The following is a 1,164-nucleotide window of genomic DNA, read 5'->3' as shown; positions in this document are numbered from 1 at the left end:
GTAGAACACGTTCTCCACCACGATGGTGCCGGCCAGCAGCTCGGAGAACTGCATGCCCATCACGGTGATGACGGGGATCATGGCGTTGCGCAGCACGTGGGTCCACAACACCGCGCGCTGCGAGACACCTTTGGCGCGGGCGGTGCGCACGAAGTCTTCGCGCATCACTTCGAGCACCGCCGAGCGCGTGATGCGTGCGAGGATCGCGGCTTGAACGACGGCCAGTGACAGGGCAGGCAGCAGCAGCGACTTGATGCCCGAGAAGATGCCTTCGCCCCAGCCTTCGAAGCCGCCTGCAGAGAACCACTGCAGCTGCACCGAGAACACGAGGATCAGCAGGATGGCGAACCAGAAATTCGGGATCGCGATGCCGACCTGGGCCATGCCCATCAGGCCGACGTCGCCGAGCTTGTTGTGGCGGGCAGCGGCCGTGACGCCGACGAGCAGCGCAATCACGACGGTGAGGGCCATCGCCAGCATGGCGAGCGGCACGGTGAGCGCGAGGCGTTCGAGGATCAGGTCGAGCACCGGCGAGCTGTAGGCGTAGCTGTCGCCGAGGTTGCCGGTGAGCAGGCCGCCGATCCAGTGCCAGTAGCGTGTCCATGCGGGCTGGTCGAGGCCGAGCTTGGTGGCCAGCGCCGCGACGGCTTCGGGTGAGGCATCGGGGCCCATGAGCATCTGCGCGGCGTTGCCCGGCAGGATCTCGAGGACGAGGAAAACGATGACCGAGGCGCCGATCAACGTGCCGATCAGCGTGGCGAGGCGCTTGAATAGAAACAGACTCATGGGGCGGGGCGCAGCATAACTGACTCCTGCAACAAGTGTGCCTTGAATGTGGCCTTTGTGATTCACAGGCGGCTCGCCCGGCCGAGCCCGCGATAATCGGGGGATGGCCCTCATGATCACCGACGAATGCATCAACTGCGATGTCTGCGAGCCCGAGTGCCCGAACGATGCGATCTACATGGGCGCGGAGTTCTACGAGATCGATCCGCACAAGTGCACCGAGTGCGTCGGCCATTTCGATGAGCCGCAGTGCGTGCAGATCTGCCCGGTGGCCTGCATTCCCCTGAACCCCGAGCACGTGGAAAGCCGCGAGACGCTGATGCAGAAGTACCAGCGTCTCACGGCGATCAAGGTGACGGCTGCTTCGACTGGCGCTTA

At 64.4% G+C, this 1,164-nt stretch carries 2 protein-coding genes; one reads left to right on the top strand and one right to left on the bottom strand.

Annotation, left to right across the window (positions count from 1 at the left end; all coding sequences use genetic code 11):
* The coding region (locus ACSFA3_RS24745; RefSeq protein WP_435508008.1) for an ABC transporter permease at nt 1-786 on the bottom strand (786 nt) is incomplete at its 3' end.
* A gap of 103 nt (nt 787-889) precedes the next feature.
* On the opposite strand from ACSFA3_RS24745, the gene ACSFA3_RS24740 reads away from it, so the two are divergent.
* Nucleotides 890-1,164, top strand: a 275-nt coding sequence (locus ACSFA3_RS24740) for a YfhL family 4Fe-4S dicluster ferredoxin (protein ID WP_093059717.1), incomplete at its 3' end; no start/stop codon positions are given.

The organism is Variovorax glucosi (genome assembly GCF_051216695.1).
Classification (GTDB): Bacteria; Pseudomonadota; Gammaproteobacteria; order Burkholderiales; family Burkholderiaceae_C; genus Variovorax.
This window is presented reverse-complemented; position numbering and strand designations above follow the sequence as displayed.